This is a genomic window from Photobacterium arenosum (assembly GCF_014841115.1).
Taxonomy (GTDB): Bacteria; Pseudomonadota; Gammaproteobacteria; order Enterobacterales; family Vibrionaceae; genus Photobacterium; species Photobacterium arenosum.
On sequence record NZ_JACYTP010000006.1, the window covers coordinates 211,851 to 237,539 of the forward strand.

20 protein-coding genes are annotated in these 25,689 nt (G+C 51.4%); 6 read left to right on the forward strand and 14 right to left on the reverse strand.

Annotated elements, in window-relative coordinates; all coding sequences use genetic code 11:
• Positions 1-81 precede the first annotated feature (81 nt).
• The gene (gene prlC, locus IFO68_RS11925; protein ID WP_192016068.1) at positions 82-2,124 is read right to left on the reverse strand and encodes an oligopeptidase A; all 2,043 of its coding nucleotides are present in this window, start codon (positions 2,122-2,124) and stop codon (positions 82-84) included.
• 191 nt (positions 2,125-2,315) lie between these two features.
• Here prlC and IFO68_RS11930 point away from each other — a divergent pair, with 191 nt between their 5' ends.
• Positions 2,316-3,155, forward strand: a complete 840-nt coding sequence (locus IFO68_RS11930; RefSeq protein WP_192016069.1) for a 23S rRNA (adenine(2030)-N(6))-methyltransferase RlmJ — start codon at positions 2,316-2,318, stop codon at positions 3,153-3,155.
• Between the two features lie 196 nt (positions 3,156-3,351).
• A complete protein-coding gene (gene gorA, locus IFO68_RS11935) occupies positions 3,352-4,707 on the forward strand; it encodes a glutathione-disulfide reductase (RefSeq protein ID WP_192016070.1) in 1,356 nt (451 codons plus the stop codon).
• A 166-nt stretch (positions 4,708-4,873) separates the two neighbouring features.
• Here gorA and IFO68_RS11940 read toward each other — a convergent pair whose 3' ends face one another.
• The 4 genes from IFO68_RS11940 to IFO68_RS11955 are packed head-to-tail and all read right to left on the reverse strand — an operon-like array spanning position 4,874 to position 11,306.
• Complete coding sequence (locus tag IFO68_RS11940; protein ID WP_192016071.1) at positions 4,874-5,587, reverse strand: hypothetical protein; 714 nt, start codon at positions 5,585-5,587, stop codon at positions 4,874-4,876.
• Between the two features lie 49 nt (positions 5,588-5,636).
• On the reverse strand, positions 5,637-6,353 hold the full coding sequence (locus IFO68_RS11945; RefSeq protein WP_192016072.1) for a hypothetical protein: 717 nt from the start codon (positions 6,351-6,353) through the stop codon (positions 5,637-5,639).
• Positions 6,354-6,396: 43 nt separating this feature from the next.
• Positions 6,397-7,098 (reverse strand): hypothetical protein, encoded by a 702-nt coding sequence (locus IFO68_RS11950; RefSeq protein WP_192016073.1) that lies wholly within the window; start codon positions 7,096-7,098, stop codon positions 6,397-6,399.
• The gene (locus IFO68_RS11955; RefSeq protein WP_192016074.1) at positions 7,095-11,306 is read right to left on the reverse strand and encodes a toxin VasX; all 4,212 of its coding nucleotides are present in this window, start codon (positions 11,304-11,306) and stop codon (positions 7,095-7,097) included. The genes IFO68_RS11950 and IFO68_RS11955 overlap by 4 nt, the downstream gene beginning before the upstream one ends.
• Positions 11,307-11,572: 266 nt before the next feature.
• Between IFO68_RS11955 and IFO68_RS11960 the strand changes: the two genes are divergently transcribed.
• From IFO68_RS11960 to mdtI, 3 genes are all read left to right on the forward strand, one after another.
• Positions 11,573-12,502: a LysR family transcriptional regulator gene (locus IFO68_RS11960; protein ID WP_192016075.1), complete on the forward strand. Its 930-nt coding sequence runs from the start codon at positions 11,573-11,575 to the stop codon at positions 12,500-12,502.
• A 194-nt stretch (positions 12,503-12,696) separates the two neighbouring features.
• Complete coding sequence (locus IFO68_RS11965; RefSeq protein ID WP_192016076.1) at positions 12,697-13,089, forward strand: SMR family transporter; 393 nt, start codon at positions 12,697-12,699, stop codon at positions 13,087-13,089.
• On the forward strand, positions 13,086-13,415 hold the full coding sequence (mdtI, locus tag IFO68_RS11970) for a multidrug/spermidine efflux SMR transporter subunit MdtI (RefSeq protein ID WP_192016077.1): 330 nt from the start codon (positions 13,086-13,088) through the stop codon (positions 13,413-13,415). Before IFO68_RS11965 ends, mdtI begins: the two co-directional genes overlap by 4 nt.
• An 86-nt stretch (positions 13,416-13,501) precedes the next feature.
• Here mdtI and IFO68_RS11975 read toward each other — a convergent pair whose 3' ends face one another.
• Together IFO68_RS11975 and IFO68_RS11980 are read right to left on the reverse strand one after the other, a co-directional pair.
• Positions 13,502-14,026 carry an AidA/PixA family protein gene (locus IFO68_RS11975; RefSeq protein WP_192016078.1) on the reverse strand — a complete coding sequence of 175 codons (525 nt, stop codon included), beginning with the start codon at positions 14,024-14,026 and terminating at the stop codon, positions 13,502-13,504.
• 380 nt (positions 14,027-14,406) lie between these two features.
• Positions 14,407-15,648 (reverse strand): conjugal transfer protein TraF, encoded by a 1,242-nt coding sequence (locus tag IFO68_RS11980; protein WP_192016079.1) that lies wholly within the window; start codon positions 15,646-15,648, stop codon positions 14,407-14,409.
• Between the two features lie 364 nt (positions 15,649-16,012).
• On the opposite strand from IFO68_RS11980, the gene IFO68_RS11985 reads away from it, so the two are divergent.
• Complete coding sequence (locus tag IFO68_RS11985) at positions 16,013-17,380, forward strand: YjiH family protein (protein WP_225445194.1); 1,368 nt, start codon at positions 16,013-16,015, stop codon at positions 17,378-17,380.
• Positions 17,381-17,453: 73 nt separating this feature from the next.
• Here the strand turns inward: IFO68_RS11985 and IFO68_RS11990 are convergent, their stop codons facing one another.
• The 7 genes from IFO68_RS11990 to IFO68_RS12020 all read right to left on the reverse strand — a co-directional run bounded on the left by IFO68_RS11990 (position 17,454) and on the right by IFO68_RS12020 (position 25,591).
• The gene (locus IFO68_RS11990; protein ID WP_192016080.1) at positions 17,454-18,566 is read right to left on the reverse strand and encodes an ABC transporter ATP-binding protein; all 1,113 of its coding nucleotides are present in this window, start codon (positions 18,564-18,566) and stop codon (positions 17,454-17,456) included.
• Between the two features lie 5 nt (positions 18,567-18,571).
• Positions 18,572-19,438, reverse strand: a complete 867-nt coding sequence (locus tag IFO68_RS11995; RefSeq protein ID WP_192016081.1) for a carbohydrate ABC transporter permease — start codon at positions 19,436-19,438, stop codon at positions 18,572-18,574.
• Entirely contained in the window at positions 19,431-20,360 is a 930-nt protein-coding gene (locus IFO68_RS12000; RefSeq protein ID WP_192016082.1) for a carbohydrate ABC transporter permease, read from the reverse strand. Before IFO68_RS12000 ends, IFO68_RS11995 begins: the two co-directional genes overlap by 8 nt.
• A 70-nt stretch (positions 20,361-20,430) precedes the next feature.
• Positions 20,431-21,663, reverse strand: coding sequence for an ABC transporter substrate-binding protein (locus IFO68_RS12005; RefSeq protein WP_192016115.1), 1,233 nt, complete (start codon positions 21,661-21,663; stop codon positions 20,431-20,433).
• Between the two features lie 386 nt (positions 21,664-22,049).
• Positions 22,050-22,991, reverse strand: a complete 942-nt coding sequence (locus tag IFO68_RS12010; protein ID WP_192016083.1) for an ABC transporter permease — start codon at positions 22,989-22,991, stop codon at positions 22,050-22,052.
• A gap of 2 nt (positions 22,992-22,993) precedes the next feature.
• On the reverse strand, positions 22,994-23,971 hold the full coding sequence (locus tag IFO68_RS12015; protein WP_192016084.1) for an ABC transporter permease: 978 nt from the start codon (positions 23,969-23,971) through the stop codon (positions 22,994-22,996).
• Positions 23,972-24,037: 66 nt separating this feature from the next.
• On the reverse strand, positions 24,038-25,591 hold the full coding sequence (locus IFO68_RS12020; RefSeq protein ID WP_192016085.1) for an ABC transporter substrate-binding protein: 1,554 nt from the start codon (positions 25,589-25,591) through the stop codon (positions 24,038-24,040).
• Between the last annotated feature and the right edge of the window lie 98 nt (positions 25,592-25,689).

Sequence of the window (25,689 nt, forward strand, 5' to 3'; positions counted from 1 at the left end):
CACATAACACTGTGGCTCAAGACAATGCTCATAAAAAAGGCTCCCGACGGGAGCCTTTTCTGATCGTAGAATCGAGTATCTTTAACCTGTGATACCGCTGTGACGCAGCAGGGCATCGATCTTAGGCTCGCGGCCGCGGAAGCGTTTGAACAAATCCATCGGCTCCTCACTGCCACCGCGCTCAAGAATACAGGCCAGGAAATCCGCCCCGGTTTGCGGGTTAAAAATACCTTCTTCCTCGAAGCGGGAATAGGCATCGGATGACAGTACTTCAGCCCACAGGTAACTGTAGTAGCCCGCGCTGTAACCACCAGCAAAGATATGGCCGAAACTGTGCGGGAATCGGCCCCATTCCGGGCTTGGCAGCACAGACACCTGACGCTTGATAGCAGCCAGTGTATCGAGCACCTGCGCGCCCGTTTCCGGATCGTAATTGGTGTAGAGTGAGAAATCGAACAGACCGAATTCCAGCTGGCGCAGCATACCCAGAGCTGAATGGAAATTCTTCGCCGCCAGCATTTTCCCCAGCAATTCGGCCGGCAAAGGCTCACCGGTTTCATAATGGCCGGAGATAAAGGCCAGCGCCTCTTCTTCCCAGCACCAGTTTTCCAGGAACTGACTCGGCAGTTCTACCGCATCCCAGGGTACGCCATTGATGCCAGAGACCGAAGACTCATCAACCTTGGTCAGCATATGGTGAATACCGTGGCCGGTTTCGTGGAACAGGGTCACCACTTCATCGTGGGTAAACAGCGCTGGCTTACCGCCAACCGGTTTGTTGAAGTTACAGGTCAGGTAGGCCACCGGGTGCTGCAGACTGCCGTCCTGACGCACGCGGCGCACGATACATTCGTCCATCCAGGCACCACCGCGCTTGTGCTCGCGGGCATACAGATCCAGGTAGAAACTGCCGCGCAGCTCGCCGCTGGCATCAAAAATATCGTAGAAACGGACACTCGGATCCCAGACATCCACGCCTTCACGCTCAGTCACTGTCATGCCAAAGACACGCTTGAGCACCTCAAACAAGCCGGACACCACTTTCTGCTCCGGGAAATACGGCCGCAGCTGCTCATCGGAAATGCTGTATCTGTGCTGTTTCAGTTTCTCGGCATAGTAAGGAATATCCCAGGGCTCCAGTGCATCGGCACCGAACTCGCTGCGGGCAAACTCACGCAGCTCTGCCACTTCCTGTTCGCCCTGCGGCTTAGCGCGGGCGGCCAGATCATTGAGGAACCCCAGCACCTGATCGGTGGATTCCGCCATCTTGGTGGCCAGCGACTTCTCGCTGTAGGTATTAAAGCCCAGCAAACGGGCCAGTTCATGGCTGAGTTTGAGTTTTTCAGCAATGATTTCACTGTTATCCCATTTGCCCGCGTTCGGGCCGCGATCCGAGGCACGGGTCACGAAGGCTTCGTACATTTCACGGCGCAATTCGCGATTATCACAGTAGCTCATGACAGGCAGGTAGGAGGGAATTTCCAACGTAAACAGATAACCCTGCTCACCTTTGTCTTCCGCCGCCGCCGCGGCCGCTTGCAATGCCGACTCCGGCAGGCCCGACAACTCGCCGGCATCGGCAATCAGCTTGCTCCAGCCCATAGTGGCATCGAGCACATTGTTGCTGAAAGATGACGACAGCTCGGACAAACGCTTGCTGATTTCACCATAACGGTGCTGTTCGCTCGCGGGCAGGCCGATGCCCGACAACTCAAAGTCTTTCAGTGCATCGGTAATGGATTTTTTCTGCGCCTGAGACAGGGTCGCAAACGCATCGCTGTGGCGGATACTTTTGTAGGCTTCATACAGACCCTTGTGCTGACCCAGCCATGTGCTGTAGTCCGACAGCATGGGCAGACAGCTTTCATAGGCCTCGCGCAGTTCCGGGCTGTTTTTCACCCCGTTGAGATGGCCCACCGGTGACCAGATGCGATTCAGACGATCATCGGTTTCCGCCAGCGGCGCACAAATGCTGTCCCAGCTGGGTGTCTCGCCGCTGGCCAGGACGTCTTCTACCTTGGCCCGGCAGTCTTTAATGGCCTGCTCAACCGCAGGAAAGATGTGTTCGGGTTTGATTTGCGTAAACGGGGGCAGATCTGTCATGGTCAGTAATGGGTTCGACATCAGCGTATCCTTTTTAAGTAGGTTCCTGAGGAAATGCGTCTGCATAAGGGGATTTTCAATCCCTTCGCGCAATTTAGGCTCGCAGTTCACTCTATTTTAGTGGCCGCGAGGATGACAGACCACAATCCCGCTGCATAATCGGCCGGATTACGCCATAATAACGCCCTTCGTCGACCATCACAGAGTAACCCATGCTGAGTTATCGCCACAGTTTTCACGCCGGCAACCATGCTGACGTGATCAAACACATAGTCCAAAGCCTGATCCTTGATGCGCTCAAGCAAAAGGACAAACCTTTTGTGTATCACGACACCCATTCGGGTGTGGGGCGTTATGATCTACAGGATGAGCGCAGTGAAAAAACCGGCGAATACCTGCAAGGCATTGCACGCCTGTGGCAGCGCGACGATCTGCCGGAAGCACTGGCCTCTTACCTGGATGCCATCCGGGTTCTGAACCAGGGTGACACCCTGCGCTACTACCCGGGTTCACCCAAGGTGGCCCGCGCCCAGATCCGTGACCAGGACCGCATGATCCTGACCGAACTGCACCCAACCGATTTCCCGCTGCTGCTGCAGGAGTTTCGCGGCGATCGTCAGGTACGTATCTACAAAGAAGACGGTTTTGCCCGCCTCAAAGCCAGCTTGCCGCCCAAAGAACGGCGTGGTCTGGTGCTGATCGACCCGCCCTACGAGCTGAAACACGAGTACATGGATGTGGTGAAAGCCATAGGTCAGAGCGTCAGACGCTGGGCGACCGGCACTTATGCCATCTGGTACCCTGTGGTATACCGCAGCAATATCGACGCCATGCTGGAAGAGCTGGAGAACCTGGGGATCCGCAACATTCTGCAGATTGAACTGGGTGTCGAGCCGGATACCGAAGAGCGCGGCATGACGGCCTCGGGCATGATTGTCATCAACCCGCCCTGGAAGCTGGAAAGCCAGATGGCTGCCCTGCTGCCCTGGCTGCAGTCTGTGATTGCACCCACCCGCGGCCACACCACACTGCGCTGGGTGGTGCCGGAATAATCCCCGCCGTTTAATGATCTCCGGTGCAAAGCCAGGCATGCTGCACCGGAATGATTAGCCCTTCCCTAACTTCCCGGCATCAAGATCACCACAGATTCCACGGCAAAGACGTCAGTTTCGCCGAACCTAGCATCTGAAGGCGACTTAGGTATACACTGTCGTCCAGCTAAGATTTCACAGCATAGAGAGAACAGTCATGGCAACGCATTTTGATTACATCTGTATTGGTGGCGGCAGCGGCGGGATTGCATCAGCTAACCGCGCGGCAATGTACGGCGCAAAAGTCGCGCTGATTGAAGCCAAAGCCCTGGGCGGCACCTGTGTCAACGTCGGTTGTGTACCGAAAAAAGTGATGTGGCACGGCGCTCAGATTGCAGAAGCCATGCATCTGTATGCCAAAGATTACGGCTTTGACGTGGACGTGAAAAACTTCAACTGGGCTACCCTGGTGGAAAGCCGCGAAGCCTATATCGGCCGCATCCATCAGGCCTACGATAACGTGCTGGGCAAGAACAAGATTGAAGTGATCAACGGCTTTGCCAAATTCGTAGATGCCAAAACCGTGGAAGTGAACGGCCAGCATTTCACTGCCGATCATATTCTGATTGCCGTTGGCGGTGAGCCAACCATCCCGGACATTCCGGGTGCGGAACACGGTATCGACTCTAACGGCTTCTTCGAGCTGACCGAGCAGCCTAAGCGTACTGCTGTTATCGGCGCCGGTTACATCGCAGTCGAAATCGCCGGTGTGCTGAGCGCGCTGGGTACAGATACCCACCTGTTCGTACGTAAAGAATCGCCGCTGCGCAGCTTCGATCCCATGATTGTCGACACCCTGGTCGAAGTCATGAACAACGAAGGCCCGACCCTGCACACCCACTCAGTGCCCAAAGAAGTGGTGAAAGAAGCCGATGGCACCACCACGCTGCATTTTGAAAACGGCGAATCACACAATACCGACCTGCTGATCTGGGCCATCGGCCGCAACCCTGTGACGCACAAAATCAACCTGAACGCGACCGGTGTGGAAACCACAGGCAAAGGCTACATCAAGGTCGATGAATATCAGCAGACCAATGTGCCTGGCATCTACTGTGTCGGCGACATCATGGACGGCGGCATCGAGCTGACTCCTGTGGCCGTCAAAGCCGGCCGTCAGTTGTCTGAGCGCCTGTTCAACAACAAGCCAGACGCCAAGATGGACTACAAACTGGTGCCAACCGTGGTCTTCAGCCATCCGCCCATCGGCACTATTGGTCTGACGGAGCAGGAAGCCATCGCCCAGTACGGCGAAGAGAATGTGAAAGTGTACCAGTCCGGCTTTACGGCCATGTACACAGCCGTCACCAGCCACCGCCAGCCTTGTAAGATGAAACTGGTCTGCGCCGGTCCGGAAGAAACTGTAGTCGGCCTGCACGGCATTGGCTATACCGTGGACGAAATGATCCAGGGCTTCGGCGTTGCCATGAAGATGGGCGCCACCAAAGCCGATTTCGACAGCGTGGTTGCCATCCACCCAACCGGCTCGGAAGAGTTTGTTACTATGCGTTGATCCGCAGGATCACGTTCAGCATTAACATACAAAAGACCAGCGGAATTGCTGGTCTTTTTATGTCCACGTCACCTCAGCGCTGTTACAACATGTCGCGCTGTTTATACTCTTCCGTGTATTCGGGTAAAGATACTGTTGTGGTCATGTTGCTATAATCTTACCGGTATTAACCGCAGCTTTCAGTTTCTTTCGCCACATCAATATACTGGCGTATTATTTTGTCTAACTCTGGCAATTGCTCATCAGTACAACTAAATGCAACTTCATAGACACCATGAATCGGAGTTCTTAAAAATTCTTCCACGCCATACCCATGGGTACACACTGTGTATTGATAAAATGATTCGTACCCCATGTAGCGGTATTGTTTGTCTCGAACAAATGGAATGACCTCAGTTTGAGCTTTTTTATGAAACCCCGTCATTTTGAACGACAGCAAGGCAAAAGCTCCTGCGCCGACAAAGGCCAGCGGCCCGACCATCAGGGTGGCAATCACGCACACTACAATGCCGATATAGGCCATTCCCCGCGTTGCCTTGTAGAAGATCTCCGGCACCCGTTCTGTTTGCTGAACAATGATGCCTTTGGGAGTGATTTGGCCTTTGTAGTCGTAGTCGGCATTAAACAAAAAATAAATAATTGGCAGAAAAATTAATACCATTCCCCCGCATAAAAGCAGCGCGACGAGATCTGGATGAAAGTAGTTAGTTACTCCGACAAACCCACCTCCCAGCCCACCCAGTATTAACGTGCTTAAAAGCTTAACTTTGGTTCGCAAGACACACTCCCATTCATGCACCACCTCAGCCTCCAGTACTTGCTGGTGTTGCTGCTGTTTATACTCTTCCGTGTATTCGGGTAAAGATACTGTTGTGGTCATACCGCTGCACTCTTCAGTACAGACTGAATATTATGGGTTAACTCAATCATCACACTTTATTCTCGAATTCAACAAATCGGGATAACTGAGAAAGAACTTCCTTTTCCTGCTCTGCGGTGCAGTTAATTGTCCACCGATGAAAGCACCTTAGCTGCTCAGCATTGTCATTTAAGTCTTTTAAACTTTTACAGTGACTGGAAAACTGTTGAACTTCGTATTGGTACGGCATTTCAGAACGTCTGATTCGATAAGGGATACCCTCTAAAAAGGAACGAACATACACTTCCGGCTGCTTCTGAAAGCCCGTCATCTTAAACGACATCAAGGCAAAAGCCCCTGCACCGACAAAGGCCAGCGGCCCGACCATCAGGGCGGCAATCACGCACACTACAATGCCGATATAAGCCATTCCCCGTGTTGCTTTATAGAAGATTTCCGGCACCCGTTCTGTTTTCTGAATAATGATGCCTTTGGGGGTGATTTGGCCCTTGTAGTCGTAGTCGGCATCGAACAGGAAATAGCTGACAGGAACGAAAATCGCGACAAATATAGGCCACATATATAAAAAGTTGGTATCGGTGCTCAAATAATACGAAATACCAAAAACAACACTAATCCCACCAACCATAAATAACGGTAAATGATGCTTATCCTGATGACGAAGCACACACTCCCATTCATGCACCACATCAGCCTCCAGCACTTGCTGGTGTTGTTGTTGCTTATACTCTTCCGAGTATTCGGGTATAGGTACTTTTGTGGTCATGTTGCAACACTCACTCGTATTAGCCTTAGGCTCATTCTGAACGTTAATCTGCAAACCGAATGTATTGCTTCAACACTTTTTCAATGTGAGGAAAGTCTGATGCCTTACATTGAAAACCAAACCAATAGAGGTTATATAATTTCTGGTCATCAAAACTTGGAATATCGCACATAAATGTATAAATATCCCATTGATAAATATCATCTAATTCAGAGCATGTATTTCGATAAGTAAAGCTTTCCAAGAACGGATACACTAATACCTTCGGTTGCTTATGAAACCCCGTCATCTTAAACGACATCAAAGCAAAAGCCCCTGCACCGACAAAGGCCAGCGGCCCGACCATCAGGGCGGCAATCACGCACACCACAATGCCGATATAAGCCATTCCCCGTGTTGCCTTGTAGAAGATGTCCGGCACCCGTTCTGTTTTCTGAATAATGATGCCTTTGGGAGTGATTTGGCCCTTGTAGTCGTAGTCTGTATAGAACAGAAAATAACAAACGGGGAAAAACATCAATACTCCTCCGCCACACAGAAATAATAAAAAATCATTAGGATGTAGATAGTTCATCACACTAACAAATATGATTCCTGCGCCACCTACAATCAAAGTTCCCAAAAGCTTAACTTTGGTTCGCAAAACACACTCCCATTCATGCACCACCTCAGCCTCCAAAACCTGCTGGTGTTGCTGCACTTTATACTCTTCCGTGTATTCGGGTAAAGATACTGTTGAAGTCATACGTCCTCTATTTTTACTAAAATCAGTTGATGGCCGAGCATATCGCTTGCCTGGCCATCTTTCATCACATCCGATTGTGCCTGGAGCTGCGGATGCACCTGATGTTTATAGTGCTGTGCCGTCTGCTGTGATTCGGCAAAGGGGTTGCGGTTGTTCACCACAGCAAACACCCTGATGGTGTCAATACGCTCTACCCAGATAGGGATATCCAGTACCAGCGTCGGCACCTTGTGTTCATCAAATTCCCAGTCGCCCCGTGCGATATCCTGTTCGGTCAGCTGATAGGTAAAAGCATCAACTTTGGTGGTTTTGTAGTAGCCTTCGTAAACTTCCCGCTCCCGCAGCCCAGAGACAGTAACGCCGACGTCAATACGCTGTCCGGGACGTTGCTGCGGAAAAGTGAGCTTCAACTGCTGCTGAAAGGTATAAGGCAAAGGCGCATAAGGGGAGGCGACTTTGCCCGGTAGTTGCCTGGCACTTTTGACCACCGCCTCAATGTGCGGCTGATTGAGAATTTGCAGCAGCGCCTGATATTCAGTTGCTGCAGTCCAGTCACCTTTGGGCTCTTCTCCCCAGACACTGTTGCGCAGCCAGCTTTCCAGCGGGGATTTTTGCAGGACATTGATGATCACAGAGACGGCCAGATAAGCGATCCCCAGCCAGAACCAGGCTGCGACCATCCAGCCTTGCAACACCACTCCGATTGCTAATCTGTTCGCTGTTCCCAACACACTATTTAACGCCAATACTCCCCATGTGAGTCCTTGTCCGGCAAGAATTATCGATTTAATTCCAAGCAGTTTTTGTTCTATTAAAAAGTCAGCTTTCTCAGCATCCTGCCAGGTTAAATAGGCTTCCCACCCCGCCGCGACAACGCCCAGCATGCCTGCCAGCATAGAGCGCTGAAGATAGCTTCGCGCTAACGCTTTTATATCGACACCTTTGCCTATTGAAACAATGTGATTCAACCTTTGCTCAAGCAAAGAAGGATGCTGCTTCACCCTATCAAATGCCAGTCCGCGGAAGATCTCACTGGTGGCATGCATCAGCCAGGCGGTGCTGAAACCCACCACATGGCGCTGGGTATTCACGTCGGCATTGGGTGTGGAGGCCAGCGTCTCTTCCACTGCGTATTGTTGGGCGACCACGTTAATGGCATTAAGAAACGCCACAATAAAATCGAGCCGGCCGAGCCGACTGAACCCCTGATTGGCCCTGTCCAGAACACTGTTGAACGCCTGCAATTTTGCGCCGTTGAAACTGTCGTATACCCCAGGTGCCTCGGTGACCATCCGGGCGACACGGGTTTCCATTTTCTGCTGCTTCAGTTCCAGCGCTGCCCGCTTGGGTGAGTCGGCAGGCATCCGCCTGAGCTGCTCATCCAGCGACTGCCACTCTGAGACCGCACCGCTAAAGCGCTGACGGAAGGCCTGACGGGTCTGCTCAAACGCCGGATTCAGACCGATTTTGCCCTGAGAGATCTGTTCCAGACTCCAGGTCATCGCCGCGACATTGAAGCCACCGCGAAAGCCGCCTTTTTTCATGGTGATCCCTAAATAGGTAAAATACCCCTTCTGGAATCCCATGCCTGCCGTTTTTTTCACCGCTTCAATGGCACTGTCAATCAAACCGCCCAGCGGTACCGTCATGGATAAGGTTTTTTGGTAAAGTGCCGATTCTGTCCCCAGCCCAAAACCCAGCACGCTGTTAAGACCGGCGACCACACCTGTCACAGGGACAGACTCACGCTGCAGATCAAGCACATCGCTTTCTTTCACCAGTTCATCGGCTTTGGTATAGAATTCCGCCGAGAAAAATGAGGTGGCCAGTGCCATCAGGTTATCCGGTGTCTCCTGCACCAGCGCCTCGGCCAGCTTCTGCTGCATGGCGTCATCGCTGGCGCTGCTGTTGAGTGCAGGCAGGATCTCCCCGAAGAGTTCCATCAGATAAGCCATGTGATCGCTGTACAGCATGTCCAGCCCGAGACGCATCGGCTCAGTACCCAGTGTGGGCAAGGCGGCTAACAGCCGGTCAAAGGCGCCGGGGATCGCCGCATACGCGCCCGCCTGCGACGCCAGATAGGCTTTATAAAAGGTATCCAGCCCGTCCCAATTTACCTGTGAGTGGGCTTTTCGCCGTTCGGTATATTCCTGCACATAGTCTTCAACCCCGAAAAAGCCCATGGCTTCCAGCTTGGCCTGCGCCTTGAGACTGGCCTGTTTGTATTGGTTAAGCAGCTCAAGCCTGGCTGACAAAGTATTATCTGGTCCCGTATGCAGTACGGGTATCTGATACTGATATTCCAGACAGGTATCCAGTGCGCTTTCAAAATCAAGCCACTGTTCCGGCTGGATTACCGGCATTTTATCTTGCGGGATCGACACCCGAACCATGGAGCGAATGGCTTCTGCCAGCACCACTTTGCGGTGGGTTTGCTCATCGGGCGTGGTGGTCAGTACCGGCTCCAGCAGGGCAAGATAGAGATCGCTCAGGTCGGCCAGCGGATCGTCCAGAGCCACTATCTGCTGTCCGTGTGCTGACGGTGCCTGATAGGTGTAACTGGCCAGTGTCTTTTTCGGCGGGACATGAATAAAATCGTTCGGTTTGCCGGGCTCACCTGTCAGCGGCGCGCAGGTTCCGGCAAAGGGATCCAGCCCTTCGACGTTCACATCGGCAACAGCACATTCCACCGTGGCGACATCAGCGCGATGAGTATGCTGACCCGATTCATTCAGATCGACTTTGCGCAGCCAGTTGTCGCGGGCCTGTGCATCGGTGAGATAAAAATCGCAGATACGATCTGTCCAGCGCTTCACGGAATAGGCCAGGTAATACGGACTCGCCGTAGCGCAGAGAATATGGCTTTTCGGTTGCTGAGGCTCCGCCTTTGCGCGTGCTTGCGCCGTGTGGCCTTCTACCCGGCGAAACTCCCCCTGCTCAATCTTGTATTCTTCCAGCTGCCACGCTTCCGATTCTGGCAGCGGATGCAGCGCATACAGCCAGCCGTCACGGATCTGACGCAGGGTGTAGGGTATCTCTGCTGACTGAAAAATCCCCCCGGAAAACACCTCTGTGTCCTGAACGGGGTGCAAGCCCTGTCCTTTTTCGTTACGTGCATCAATGGCGTAACGCACCGGGGAAAGGGCCGTAAACTGACCTGCTTCCGCTTCAGCCACTTTCACCACAGGAAAGTCGACCCAGCCCTGCGACTGATTGCTGATGGCGAAAACGCCGTCTCCCAGCATCATTGCAGAAGCCGGGTAACGTGTGTCCTGACCATGGGTGTAAATCCCCACCGACTCAAGGTAAACCTGACTGCCAATGCTCAGGTGTGTTTTGTTATCACGCCAGAATGGATTGAGTGACAACAATGATTCCAGCGTCATCTGATAATGGTCTGCGATACCGGATAAGGTCTCTCCCTCAACCACGGTGTGCTTTTTACGTTGCCCGCCATTTTCTGTCAGCGGGATAATCTGCTGCATGTCCAGCTTCACACCATGTTGATCCAGAAAGGCGGTATCGACACTGTTAATGGCATCGTCAGTCAGTGCTTCCTGACTATAGAGCAGGTATTGATCCTGAACCGTCTGGCCGTTTCGCTGCCAGAGGGCAAGGATGAATTCGAGCGGTTGATCAATCGCGGGCTCAGGATACATGGCCTCCGCACGGCTCTGGGTAACCTGAAAACGCGGATAGGTTTCCCCCATACAACGGTATTCGCTGATCAGTTTGCCTGCCAGAAAGTGATAGAGGTAGCCTTTGGTCGGCAGGCCCAGTTGCTCTCCCATCTGAATCGCCGGGCGAACAGGCACAAAGGCTTCCTGAATCACTGCGGCAGACTTGTCGTGCGGCAGGACAGCATCCACTCCAAAACTCACCAAAGGGCTGGTTCGCCAATTTACCTGCAGTGACTTTTCTTCATCCTTCCTGACTTCGCACGACACATAAGTATGCTGACCCTGCGCTTTCTCTGACCATTGCGTGAGCGGGCCTTCTTGCTCAGACTGATTTAATTGCAGCGACAGATAAGGTTTGACGTATTGTCGGTACAGCGCCGGCCGGCAAGCAAATGCCACAGAATAGGCATATTCAGGTACAGGCTCTGTCTCTGGAACCGGTTCAGGTTTAGAGCTGTAAATTCGCTCATCCAGTGGCTGATAAGCGGCTTTGACAAAACGTTTGGTCGGTTTGATATCGGACGACATGAAGAAAGCACCGTTGGGATCAAAAATGGCCCTATTTTAAGCAGTACGCCGGTTATGCGCATTTGGCATTATGTCGTAAACAGCCGGCAAATTCACAGTTGCTGCTGGCAATACAACTATTTATCTTGTTTTGCGCTCAATATCACAGCCACTCACCGCACTTTCTGGTGCCAAAATAACGCCAGCCGGATTGTCACCGTGACCAGAACGCCGCAACCCATTACAATCATCAAATCACTTTTTCTGTTGATCTATCAGGTGTCTGCATGGCCCATCAGCTCGATACACTGGATCTCAATCTTATGCGCTTGCTCAAGGCGGTGGTTGATCATAAGAGTATTAAAGTCGCGGCGGCGCAGCTCGGGATCTCTCAGCCCAGTGCCAGCCGTGGTGTGGCCAGATTAAAGACCACGTTCAACGACCCGCTGTTCGTGCGCAAGCCGCACGGTGTGGAACCCTCTCCGATGGCGCTGCGCTTAGCCGAAGAGTTCGACAACATCCTGGCGCCCATTGCCAAGGTGTTGCACGAGTTTGAGGATTTCAGTGCGCAGGCGTATGACGGCCAGCTCTCGCTGGTCATCGATCCGTATCTGCTCGACGAGCAGGGAGCACGCCTGCTGAGCGGCTGTTACCAGGCCTTTCCCCGCGCGACGTTTTCCTTTTCCAGCTGGAACAATAACAGCCAGGGTGAAATGCTCGAAGGCATGCATGATTACTGCATTTTGGATCAGGAAACCGAGCTGTCGAACGACATCTATATGCGCCCACTGTTTACGGAAAAGCGGATGATACTGGCCCGGCATAACCACCCGAGCCTGTCGCTGGATAAAGACAGCAACGACTGGGAGGCGGTCGCGCAATTGCCGATTGTGTCTCTGCCGTCCCCCGCTTCGTACAATCCTTTGTGTACCGTGGAGTCTGAATATCAGCGCATGGGCTATCAGCCGAACGTACTGCTCAAAACCTACAGTTTACGCGTCGCAGCCGAGATGCTGCGCAATACCGATGCCATCATGTACGCCAGCAAAAGCTCCATCCGGCTTTTTCCGGATCTGGTGGCTTACCCTATGCCTGCCGTCAACCGGGAATTCAGCGACTTTGTTATCTCAGGCGGTTTTTTGCAGACCAACAGAAATCACCCGATGCACCAGCATTTACATCGTATTGTAAAGAACCTGTTCAAACACCCGCTCTGAACCACCAAGAGATATTCAAAAATGAATATCTCAATTACCTGTCCAGGCCGAATATCGCGGGCTACTCTAGCCTTACTCCATAACATTTTACTGCACAGTCAACAAAAGTACGGTTTCAGCGTTTTTCTCCCTGCTGGCGGGATTTCATGTCCTTCAATGTTATGCATTTAATTAAGTTCATTTAAAGGTGAATGATGTTTCTTGCACGAATCTTTCTGCTACTGGCTATCGCTTCTGAAGTCGCCGGTACCAGCACCATGAATCTGCTCGGCCAGCAAGACGCACTCTGGGGTTATGCGGTCATGTATCTATTGATCACTGTGTCTTATTACTTCCTGTCGCTGGCGGCGAAGAGAATTGCCATAGGTGTAGCGTATGCGATATGGGAGGGGCTGGGTATTACCCTGATCACTCTGGTGTCACTGCTGGTGTTCAAGGCCGATTTGAACAGCCAGGAACTGCTTGGCCTGGGTTTAGCCGTGGCAGGTATTGTAATGGTGACGTTGGGTGAAGCGCAGTCAGACTGCCGTGCCACCCAGGCTAAGTCTTCAATACCGCACTCAACCTCAGCAAGGAGCCGATCATGAGTCAGTTCTTTACCCTGTCCTTCGGCTTTGTGGTGCTGGCGGCTTTGGTCGACATTGCCGCCAACATGGCACTGACCCGTTCGAACGGCTTCAAGCACAAACTCTGGGGAGGCTTGTCTATCGCGCTGGTCTTGTGTGCCTTTACGCTGCTGGCTCAGGCCGTCAAAGAGATTGATTTGGCGGTGGCTTATGCGTCATGGGGCGCCATAGGCATTCTGGGCACCGCCATTGGCGGCTCTGTCTTGTTTAAACAACGACTTTCACCGCTTGGCTGGACAGGTATTTTTGTGGTTATCGCTGCAGTAATTGTGATGAAAACCGCTTAAAGATGAAATGCTTTAATAAATAAAGACTAGATAAGATCCAATAGCGAGAGAAAATAACGCTCGCTATTGGGTGTTATAAAAACAAATTATGGCTGGATGGCAGTCACATATGGGTCCCAGTTAATTTCTTTAATCAGCTGATCATCTTTAAAGACTTGTACCCAGAATGTATACGCCGCTTTTTGCTGAGTACCCGGATTCGGGCGACCTGGCAGTGTGGCTTCAGCCTGAACATACGGCATGTAGGCCGTCTGGCGTACAAATGGCACGTTAACGCTGTCATTCATCGGAATACCGTCTTCCTGATAGACATAGACTTGTGTATTGCCCTGATACGCCGACCAACCTTTGATCAAAGTACTGTTCCATTCATGTTCAGCGTCAATAAGAACTGAATAATGACTGCCATCTTCCGAAACACTCACTTTCGGAAACGCAGACCAGCGAATCACATCGCCGTTATTGACCTTAATGCTCAGTTCATAAGAACCCTGTGAATTATCGATAACCAGACTGGGATCAGCAAACATCTGAACGGCTTGATAGCCCTGTGCACCATTTTCAATTGCTTCGCAGTCGATGACGATTTCGACTTTATTAATATTTGCCATGACGTTGTTCCTCATATTTTTTTGTGAGCCCCCTTTTAACCGTGCTATTCGCTGAATAATAATTTAACCGAATGAAAAGCATGATTAAAAATTCCGGAGACGATAAAAATAAAGATCGATTCTTTATTTATTTTTTTATTTAGCAGTTAAATGAAGATTAACTTCATTGCTTATGAGGTTAGCTAATATTCTGGGGAATTCTAATTAATATCAAAAAATCAGAAATTATTTTTATATTTTAATTCAAAGGATTGTGAAAACTTCATTCAGATTATTTCTGTTATTTGATCCACTGCCATGATTACATGTAATCAATCTATTTATCATATACACACCCCGCCAAATTTATGACGGGGTGAGCACTATACTTTTCCAGGTGATTACATAGTAAAGCCGAACTGCAGGGCCGCACCATAATTGTTGTCCTGGCCGTATTGCAATGCCAGATCAACCGCAACCACGCCGAACGGACTCAGGCCGATACCGGCACTCATGGTATCTTCAGCAGAATCAGTCAGGCTCAAGCTGTAACCGGCACGGAACTGCACCCAGTCCCAGCCATTCAATTCCATACCCAGCCGTGCATATTGCGTCGCCAGATCAAACTCTTTGAAATATTTCTGCTCAGTCAGATCCACATCAGCGGCAGCGGTAAACCAGCTGTTACTGTATGCAGCACCCAGAGTGTATTTAGGCTCAACCAGCAAAGTCTTACTGGTAAACTTGCCTGGCTGACCTGCGGGGGATTCCGGTGTGTTGGTTTCCAGCTCCTGCTTAAACAAGTTACGGCCACTGAACCCTAGAGTTATTGTTGGGATCGGCTGGTAAGCCAGACCGATATCCAGGTTGAAGGCCGTATCATCCTGATATTCGTTTTCAAATTCGAAGTCACTGTTATCAAACTGGCTGACAGTGTTTTGGAAGCTCACGGCAATCAGCTGTTGAATCTTAGGTGAGATACCCACAGACACCTTCTGCTCCGGCAGGGAGACAGTAGGTAATTCGAAAGATTTACCCATGGTTAAACCGACATCGACGATGCCACCAGCAATCCCCAGCACATCAGACTGAAGATTGTCGAGATCCGGCGGATTCGAGCCATCCACACCAGCCAAATCATCAGGATCAATGTTGGCCTGAGCCAGGCTGACAATCTGTGCCTGAGTGAACAGGCTCATGCTCAGATAACGGTTCGGCACCGCAACGGCCGCTCCGATACTGATGTCAGCCTTGAGTTTACCCTCATCCATGGCCATCAGTGCCGCTTTCCATTCATTGACCAGGGAATCAGAAACCGGGCTGCCGCCGCTATTATCTATCGCCATTTCCAGTTCGTCATTAACATCCTGGAAATCTTCCACTTTCTGATTCAGCTCGTCCGGATCATGAATACTGACCCCCACCGCTGGCAATAACACGCCAAAATCATCGGTCTTATTATAATGTGCCACCAACGCCGGGTTATAAAAGCTGGCTGTCAGATAACTGGCGGACGCGACACCTGTGCCGCCCATCGCCACGCTGCGTGCATCTGCACCGTTTACCGCTGCCTGAGCGGAAAATGTGCTGACTGACAAAGCCGTAGCCACTGCCAGTGTGAGTCCCTGCAATTTAATATTCATAAGTATTAGTATTTTTTTGCCGTGAATTTGTCAAAAAAGTCATCAAGAAGCGCCCATTATATAAGCGGCTTTACGCTTAACAATGACAATGTCAATAACAGTGAAGTGCTGCACAAATCCCGCCGATGTGTAATACCAGCGCAAATTGTAATGCAAGATATATCGTTGTTAAACGTGAGTAACTTATCATAACGTCTAATTTACAATGCATAATTAGATGATTCTTTCAGAGAAGTATTCCATTGCAGTGATAAAAAATGTAACCTCCGACACGATTATATTAATAATAACTGCATGTTCATGCTGGGAAGAACCACTCAACTCAGCACAAAAACACGTTGTATCAGTTACTTAAAGGTCAATCATGTCAGAACAAGTGATAACTGGCGCAAACAAGCGTAAAGCGCCTTGGCTCATGTTTATTCTGCCATCATTCATCGGTGTGCTGCTGTTTATGGCACCAATCACCGTAGGTGGAGAGATAACCATCCCTATTGCCTTAATGGCAAAAGCAATCCAGAACCTGTTTGAAGGTAGCCTGACGGCCATCGTCACCACCGTCATTACCCTGACGGCGCTTTGCTCGACTCTGGTTCGCCTCATCAAACCCCGTTTTATTGAACGTAAACCTTTTATTGCCAATCTGTTTAAGCCAAGCCTGCCTTGGTACATCGTTCAATTACTGGGTGCGACCTTTGCCATCCTGACGTTTTTTAAAGTCGGTCCGGTTGCTATCTTTGACGGAAATACCGGCGGCTTGGTACTGAACGACCTGCTGCCCGTGCTGTTTGCGGTCTTCCTGTGTGCGGGCTTTTTCCTGCCTTTGCTGACGAGCTTTGGTCTGCTGGAATTCTTCGGAGCAATGCTGACCAAAATAATGCGCCCGCTGTTTAACTTGCCTGGGCGCTCAGCTATCGACTGTATGGCATCCTGGTTGGCTGACGGCAGTGTCGGGGTCCTGCTGACCAGCAAACAGTATGAAGAAGGCTTCTATACCAAGCGTGAAGCGGCGGTTATTGGTACCACTTTCTCTGCCGTTTCCATTACGTTCAGTCTGGTTGTGATCGCGCAGGTTAACCTGGAACACATGTTCCTGCCTTTCTACGCCACTGTATGTCTGGCGGGTGTGGTGGCTGCCATTGTTGTTCCGCGCCTGCCGCCTCTGAGCCGTAAGCGTGATGAATTTGTCTGCGGTACCCCGGCCGATGCCAACATGGATGCCCTGCCTAACGGCCACACTGTGCTGAGCTTCGGTCTGGAAAAAGCCTTTGAGCGCGCCAACACAGTCACCAGTTTGCGCAAAGTGGTCAATGACGGTGTCAAAGCCGCTGTCGATATGGTGTTCGGTGTCCTGCCTGTTGTCATGGCCATAGGTACACTGGCGCTGCTGGTTGCCGAGAACACACCTGTGTTTGACTGGCTGGGTAAACCCTTTATCCCGCTGCTGGAACTGCTGCAGATTCCGGAAGCAACTGAAGCATCTAAAACCATAGTCGTCGGCTTTGCTGATATGTTCCTGCCTTCGATTCTGGCAACGGAAATCCAGAGTGATCTGACTCGCTTTGTGATTGCAGCACTGTCTGTAACACAGCTGATTTATATGTCTGAAATCGGTGCTCTGCTGCTGGGCAGCAAGATCCCGGTGAAGGCCTGGGAGCTGTTCGTGATCTTCATTCTGCGTACCCTGGTCACCCTGCCGGTTATCGCGCTGATGGCTCACCTGATTTTCTAAGACCACTCATAACATCCCCCTGACAAAAAGCGGCTGGAAACAGCCGCTTTTTTATACCTGCATCTCTGAGCACTTAATAAATCCTGTCCTCGTTGTCCGGATCGAACAGCACCGCTTTGCTCACATCGACTGCGAATAAGAAATCGCGTCCCGACACAGGATGACTTTCAGGGTCTAATCTCGCGGTCACATCCTGATCGTTAAACTGTGTAACCACCAGCGTATCCGCCCCCGTCGGTTCCACCACATCCAGCTGATTATTGATATGTCTTTCAAACACTGCCGGCGAATTCACCGTTGCCTGACGGATCTGCTCAGGACGAAGCCCCAGTATCACTTCACGATTCACCCAGGCTGACAAATCTTTTCCTCTCTCAGGCAAAGGAATACTGACCCGCTCGCCGTCCCGGTTATGCAGTTCTATCGCCAAGCCGTCATTGAGTGCTCTGAGGTAGCTGCGTATGAAATTCATCGAGGGTGAGCCCATAAAGCCCGCCACGAACATATTGACCGGGTTGTTGTAAATCTGCTCCGGGCTGGCAAGCTGCAGCAAGACACCGTCTTTCATCACAGCAATGCGGTCGGCCAGTGTCATGGCTTCAATTTGATCATGGGTGACGTAAACTATGGTGGTTTTCAGCCGCTGGTGCAGCTTCTTAATTTCAGTGCGCATTTCCACTCTGAGTTTGGCATCCAGGTTACTGAGCGGCTCATCAAACAGGTAAATCTTCGGCTCACGGGCCAGGGCTCTGCCCATGGCAACCCGCTGGCGCTGGCCGCCCGACAACTCTGCCGGCTTGCGATCGAGCAGATGATCGATCTGCAGCATAGTCGCCACTCTGTCGACTTCCAGGGCAATCTGGGCCTGAGGCACTTTGCGCATTTCCAATCCGAAGGCGATATTGCGGCGTACCGTCATACTGGGGTACAGCGCATAAGACTGAAAGACCATGGCGATGTCCCTGTCTTTAGGCGACAAATGCGTCACGTCTTTGTCGCCTAACAAAATCGCGCCGTCACTGATACTGTCCAGCCCGGCTATGGTATTCATCAGCGTTGACTTACCGCAGCCGGACGGGCCTACCAGCACCAGAAACTCACCGCTGTCTATCTTGATATCTATCTCTTTCAGCGCGTGGTAATCGCCATAATGCTTATTTACGTCTTTGATATGTAAGCTCGACATCGTCATTATCCTTTGACTGCACCGGCAACCAGTCCACGCAGGAAATACTTACCGGAGATGATGTAGATAAAAATGGTCGGGATAGCGGCAATAATGGCGGCCGCCATATCCACGTTATATTCCTTTACACCGTGACTGGTGTTGACCAGGTTGTTGAGAGCGACGGTGATCGGCTGAGACGTCGGGCCGGAATACACCACACCAAACAGAAAGTCGTTCCAGATATTGGTGAACTCCCAGATTAGCGTCACAACTATGATCGGGCCTGAGAGCGGTAACACTATGTGGTAAAACGTCTGGAAAAAACCGGCACCGTCCAGCTTGGCGGCAGAAATCAGCTCAGTCGGCAGGCCCACGTAATAATTACGGTAAAACAGGGTCGTGAACGGAATCCCATAAATGGTATGGACCAGAATCAGGCCGGGTACTGAGTTCGCCAATCCGAGATAGCCCAGCGTCTGTGCCATTGGCAGCAACACCGCCTGAAAGGGAATGAAACAGCCCAGCAGCATCAAGGCGAAGAACACTTCGCTGCCCCTGAAGCGCCACTTTGCAAGGACATAGCCATTAATTGCGCCTATGGCTGACGCCAGCACCACGGCCGGTAAGGTGATTTTGAAAGAATTCCAAAAATAGGCGGACACGCCTTCGCAGCTCAAGCCGGTACAGGCGGATGACCAGGCTTTTTGCCAGGCCTCTGTGGTCGGAGACTGTGGCGGCAGTATCAGATTACCGGTCCGTATTTCGGCTAAATCTTTCAGTGAGTTAAACACCATCACCACAAGCGGCATGATGAAATACAGCGCAAAGAGTATCAGGACCAGATACGTGAAAGCCCGCCCGGCTTGCTGGCTCCAATTGGCATTAACCATGCTTCTTCTTCCTCAGTTCGGAATACAGGTAGGGGATCAGAATGGCAATAAAGCCCATCAGGGTGATCATGGCGCTGGCCGAGCCAATCCCAATCTGGTTACGTCCAAACGCATACTGATACATAAAAGTGGCGGGTAAATCGCTCGAGTAGCCAGGCCCGCCGGATGTCAGCACCACCACCAGATCGAAGCTCTTGATCGCCAGATGGGACAAAATGATGAAGCAGCTGAAGAAGATCGGCCGCATGATAGGCAGTACGATGCGACGATAAATCGTCGGCATGGTTGCACCGTCTATCTGCGCGGCTTTGATGATGGCGCTGTCTACCCCTCGCAACCCGGCCAGCATAATGGCCATCACAAAACCTGATGCCTGCCACACTGCCGCAATCACTATGGTGTAAATCGCCATGTCCTTATCCACCAGCCAGTCAAACTGGAAACTGGTGAAGCCGATGTCGTGCAGGAGTTTCTCTATACCGATTTGAGGATTGAGTATCCACTTCCAGGCGGTGCCTGTCACAATCAGGGAAAGTGCAAACGGGTACAGGTAAATTGTTCGCAGCACACCTTCGGCCCGTATCTTCTGATCCAGCAATATGGCCAGCAGCGTGCCCACCGAAATCGCGATCACAATAAACAGAAAACCAAAAATAAACAGATTGGTATAGGCCACCGTCCAGCGATCCATGCTGAACAATTTGCTGTAATTGCTCAGACCGATGAAATCATATTTAGGCAGCATTCGGGAGTTGGTGAACGACAGCACCAACGACCATAGAATGAATCCATATGTAAACACCAGAGTGATCACCATGGAGGGGGCTAGCACTATCTTCGGCAACACGGCTTGCAGTTTGTCGGCCAGACTTTCCCGTGGCGGCGCGCCCGACAGTGGCTGAGCTTGGGTTCCAATAGTCATAACAAGGCTCTTGTCAAAATAGGCAGGAAAGCCGGTACCCGTTTGTACCGGCCTGTGTGGCTGACGGGGATTACTGCGCCAGCTCGATAGCCGACACCAGACGCAAGGTGGCCGCATCCGCCGTCATGTCATTATCATTGAAATAATTCGTCACGACGTCATACACGGCCCCGCTGACTGCCGGTTCCATTGCCATGGCATGGGCAAAGCTGGGTACCAGTGAGCCGGATTTTGCGCTGGCCTGAAAATCAGACATCGACTGCTTGGCGCAGCTGTCGTAGCGGGCCAGTGACACATCCGGACGTACCGGAATGGAGCCTTTTTTCAGGTTGAATTCTTCCTGAAATTCCTTCGACACCAGCAGGCGAGATAAGTCCTCCTGGGCCGCCTGTGCCTCTTTGCTCTTTTGCTCAAACATCATGAAAGCATCAACATTGAAGTTAAACGCATTCTGCGTTCCCGGCACTGTGGCACAGAGATAATCCTTGCCTGGCTGTTTACCGGCGGCGGCAAACTCCCCCTTTGCCCAGTCTCCCATGATTTGCACAGCGGCTTTGCCGTCTATTACCATCGCGGTAGTCAGGTTCCAGTCACGTCCCGGCATGCCCGGATCCATGTAGGATTTGAGCTTTTTGAAGGTCGCAAAAGCCTGTGTCATGGTGTCAGAACTCAGCGCCTGCTTATCCAGCGCCACAAAGGCCTGGCGATACCAGTCGTCACCACCGACTCCCAGAGCAACCTGTTCAAACACAGTGGCGTCCTGCCAGTCCTGCCCGCCATGGGCAAACGCGACGAAACCGGCCTGCTTGGCCTTATCCATAAAGACGAAGAACTCATCCCAGCTTTGTGGCACTTTGCCACCGTTCACCTGATCCAGAATCGGCTTGTTAATCCACATCCAGTTGATCCTGTGTACATTCACCGGTGCTGCAACATAACTGCCCTGATATTTATGGATGTCGGCCACGGCTTTTGGCAGCAAAGCGTCCCAGCGCTCACTGGTGGCAACCTCATCCAGTTTTGCCAGCACACCCAGATCACCCCACTGGGCAATTTCAGGGCCAGCTATCATAGAGGCGGAAGGCGGATTACCCGAAATGGCACGCGACTTCAGCACTGTCATGGCCGTTTCACCGCCGCCACCGGCCACTGCAAAGTCCGTCCAGCTATGGCCTTCCTCCTTCATCATCTTTTGTAGAATGGCAAGCGCTGCCGCTTCGCCACCCGATGTCCAGTAATGCAGCACTTCAACATTGCCGGCGTGTGCTTGTCCCGTTATCAGCGACGCCAAAGTTGCCGCCATTAGTGTTTTGTTCAGACCTTTCACGTTTTATCCTCCCTGGATAACTATTATTGTCGTTGCCAAACAGCCGCATCCCGGCACCGATTACCCCACTGGGCTGGTGCGCGCATTGTTGCTGATTTGTTAACTTTTTGTTTATCAATTATTCATCGGGAGGGTCTGTAAGTCACTGAGTGCTTGGTAAGCACGTGTAAGCAGTTTGTATCAATTTACTTACAAATTAAGCCATTGAATAAATAGCGAAAAATTAAACTTCTGCGAGTGCAATGCTTTAGCGCATTGTTTTGACGCGTTGCTGCGGGGACAGATCAGGAGTATTGCGAGGAAAACAACAACCCCTGCCGCGGCAGGGGTTGTTAAGAAGGTAAGCGGTAGGTGGCCCGGTTTTACCCTTTGTAAACCTTAGGGTTAAAGACATCACGCAGCCAGTCACCCAGCAGGTTGATCACCAGAACCAGAGTCACCAGCACAATGCCAGGAAACGCAGTGATCCACCAGGAACCCGAGAAGATGTAGTTAAAGCCGATACTGATCAGCGAGCCCAGTGACGGCTGATCGACCGGCATCCCCAGCCCCAGGAAGGACAGTGCCGCTTCCGACATGATGGCATTGGCCACCTGCACGGTGGAGATCACCAGGATAGGCGACAGGCAATTCGGCAAAATATGACGGAACATAATACGCAGTGATTTCAGGCCCATCACGCGGGATGCTTCAACATACTCTTTTTTCTTCTCTGCCAGCACAGATGCCCGCACAGTACGTGCATACTGCGGCCATTCGGCAATACCTATGATCACCACCAGCATCAAAATGGCGTACTGACTGTAAAAGTCACTGCCAAAGCTGGCTTTGAAAATTGCCGACACGATAATCGCCACCATCATAGTCGAGAACGACAGCTGAACATCGGCAATACGCATCAGGAAGCTGTCAATCCGGCCACCGAAGTAACCGGCACACAGTCCGACTATGATGCCGATAAACAGCTGCAGCGCGACGGCAAACAGGCCAATGGCCAGTGAGATGCGCAGCCCGTAGATAATGGTCGACAGAATATCACGGCCCTGATCATCCGTACCCAGCAGGAAACGGGTATCGCCAAATTCCATCCATGACGGTGCCAGCTCTGAGTCCATAATATCAATACTGTTGAGATCATACGGATTCATTGGCGACAGCAGAGGTGCGAACAGCGCCGTCAGCACAAAGAGCAGAAACACGGTAAAACTGGCAATCGCCACTTTGTCTTTTTTGAAGAAATAAATGAAATCTGAATTCAGAAAACGCTGCCAGCGTGAAGGCGCGTCAGTCGTCTTGGTCGTCATGATTACGCTCCTTTGCCGGTCAGGTTAACGGTTGGGTTGATCAGGCCGTACAGCAGGTCAACCAGGGTATTGGTCACCACGAAGATCAGGCCAACAAAAATGACATAAGCGGTAATCAATGGGGTATCCACCCGGTTAATCGCTTCCAGGAACAGGAAACCCGTTCCCGGCCACTGGAACACTGTCTCAGTCAGGATTGTATAGGCTACCATAGTCCCTATCTGCACCCCGCCCACAGTAATCACCGGCAACATGGTATTTTTCAGGGCATGCTGATAATACACCTTGTTCTGAGCCAGACCTTTAGCACGGGCAAATTTCACGTACTCGGTACTCAGCGCTTCCAGCATTTCAGAGCGCACCAGGCGGATAAAGAGCGGCAGCATGATAGAGGCCAGAGAGATACTCGGCAGCACCAGGTGCGCCAAACCATCCAGCGTAAAAAAGCCGGAATTCCAACCGAATATATTCGCCGTTTCACCCCGTCCGAACGAAGGCAACCAGCCTAATTCGATCGAGAAAACATACATCAGCATAATGGCGGTCAAAAAGACCGGAATGGAGATACCTACTATGCTAAAGCCCATGATCACTTTCGTCAGGGCGCTGTTGGGGTGTATGGCCGAATAAACGCCTAGGGGGATCGACACCACAACAATAATCAGTGACGCAGCAAACACCAGTTCCAGTGTGGCTACCAGCTTGTCCAGAATCACGTCAACAACCGGACGTTTGAAGAAATAAGAGTTACCTAAGTCTCCCTGAACAGCTTTCGAAATAAAGCGGCCGTACTTCACCATAAAGGGATCGTTGAGGCCCATTTCAGTCCGCAGCGCATCTCGCTCGGCTTCGGACACAGACTGTCCCACCAGCTCACGCAGGGGATCGCCTAAATTGTCCTGGATAGCAAACGCCACCAGACTGATCACAAACATCACTACCAGTGCCTGCACCAGGCGCTTGACCAAAAACGTAAACATTTCTTGCCTCTTTAGACATCCATAATCAGGCCCCGGCCAGCGCCGGAGCCTGAATTACGAAAGGTATTACTTGATAACCAAATCGCCCAGGTACGGGAAGTCCATACCGTTCACGATAGGTTTGATGTCCACATTCTTCTTGGCAGCCCAAGACGGATCTTGCCAGTACAGTGGAACAAAGGCAGCGTCGTTGTACAGCAACTCTTCAACCTTCTTCAGCATAGTGCTGCGTTTTTCCAGATCGGTTTCCGTGTTAGACGCTTCAACCAGCTTATCAACTTCAGCGTTCGAGTAATGACCGCAGTTATACTGGCCTTTACCTGTGTCAGCGTTACGGGTCATGGTCAGGAACTCAGTAAAGTTCGCTGAATCTTCTGTGTCCGGGTGCCAGCCGATCATCAGCATACCGGCTTCACACTTATCAAACTCCGGCCAGTACTGTGCTTTTGGCATAGTTTGCAGATCAACTTTAACCTTGATTTTCGCCAGCATCGCTGCCACAGCCTGAGCGACTTTTTCATCGTTCACATAGCGGTTGTTCGGTGCAATCATAGTGATAGAGAAACCGTTCTCATAACCGGCATCTTTCATCAGCTGCTGTGCTTTTTTCAGATCATAACGCGGGGTCAGCGACTCGTTGTAACCGGCATAACCCACAGGGCTCTGCTGGCCGGCAGGCGTCGCTGCGCCTTTCATGATCTTCTCAGCAATACCTTCATTGTTCACCGCATACACAATCGCCTGACGAACACGCGCATCACGCAGTGGCTCGGCCACTTTCTGGTTCAGCTGGAAAGTAATGACACGGGTACCCGGCATAGTCACCAGATCCAGCTTATCGTTACTCTTGATACGCTGATAATCATTCGGCGACACAGGCGCAATCATATCAACATCGCCAGACAGCAGGGCTGCCACACGGGTAGCGTCTTCTTTGATTGGGCGCAGCGTGATGTTATCGACATTGCCTTCGCTGTCTTTGTCCCAGTAATCAGCAAAACGTTCGAACTCAACCTTCACGCCTTGCTCGCGGCTGGCCACTTTGAACGGACCAGTACCTGAGATATTGGTAGAAGCAAATGTTGAACCGTTTTTCTTCAGTTCAGACTTGTCTTTGCCGTCGGCGGTCTGGCCTGAGTAGAACTTGCTGTCCATCGGGAACACGTAGGTCATGACGTTTTCAATCAGTGGGTAGGTGCCGTCAGTGATCACGTCAACCGTGTTGGCATCCACTTTTTTGATATCCACGATAGGGGTGAAGATACCTTTGAAGTCGGCAGAAGATTTCAGACGCTTAAAGGTCCAGACCACGTCATCAGCGCTGAAGGTGTTGCCGGAGTGGAATTTTACGCCTTCACGCAGCTTAAAGCGCATAGTGCTGTTATCCACACGCTCCCACGACGTTGCCAGACGGGGTTCAAACTCCATCGACTGGGTAAAACGGATCAGCGGATCATAGGTCATGTGAGAAAGTTGCAGCGTACCACCAGACAATTGCTCATGCGGATCCAGAGATACCGGGTCAGCATCGTAAGCTAAATTCAGGTTGGCAGCCGCCGCGCCGAAGCTCAGACCAGCAGCCATTAACGCAACGGCTAACTTGCTCTTGAAGGTTTTCATTTGCATAGCTCCTTTATGCAGGGAGAGAACTCCCAGATGGTTATGTTTGCTTATTATTGGTTTAGGTAAGCAACAACAGCCCGGCTCCCTGACAGAGC